General features: G+C 46.9%; 2 protein-coding genes. Both read right to left on the bottom strand.

The genetic code is table 11. The features are described from left to right. Nucleotides 1-427: terminase large subunit domain-containing protein (locus tag RUMCAL_RS04065; protein WP_021681277.1), on the bottom strand; the 427-nt coding region annotated here is incomplete at its 3' end. 4 nt (nucleotides 428-431) lie between these two features. Next, on the bottom strand, nucleotides 432-635 hold a 204-nt coding region (locus RUMCAL_RS16175), incomplete at its 5' end, for a hypothetical protein (RefSeq protein ID WP_021681276.1).

Below are 635 nucleotides of genomic sequence, written 5' to 3'. Positions count from 1 at the left end.
GTGAGGTCAGGATCTTCACTCGCTTGGAAAGGGCGGGACACATTCGCACCATATCCGCTGCTACATCAAATACAATGGCAGCCTGTTGGCGGTCGGCAGCACAGCCGTAAACTTCGGCACGTTCTTCGCCATCACCGCAAGTAAGCAGCAGAGCAACTGCAGCAGCGAGTTCTGATTTGCCTTGCTTTTTCGGAATTTCTACGTAAGCCGTATTAAATTGACGATAGCCATTCGGTTTCAGCACACCAAATACATCTCGTATAATCCGTTCTTGCCAATCAATCAGTTCAAACTTTTTTCCTGCCCATGTACCTTTTGTATGACACAGGCATTCGATAAAATTCACGGCATAATCTGCCGCTTTTTTATTATAATGCGAATCTTCCGCCATAAATTTTGTGGGTTTATAGCCTTTCAGTTTTCGCATTCTCTCACCTCACAACAAAAAAGACCTGCCGAAGCAAGTCTTTGAAAATCATGGTCATGGCGTGCAGATGTGACCTGTTTGCCATGTTTGGTACGACCGCCAGAGCCTTTCGGCTCCGGCTTTTGGGATTTATAACTTCAAGAACAGCCCCGCACAGTTCGCCTGTGTGGGGCTTGGTTTTGACTTTGGGCAGTTTTTCGGCAAGTGC

This window comes from Ruminococcus callidus ATCC 27760 (assembly GCF_000468015.1).
Lineage (GTDB): Bacteria > Bacillota > Clostridia > Oscillospirales > Ruminococcaceae > Ruminococcus_C > Ruminococcus_C callidus.
This window is presented reverse-complemented; position numbering and strand designations above follow the sequence as displayed.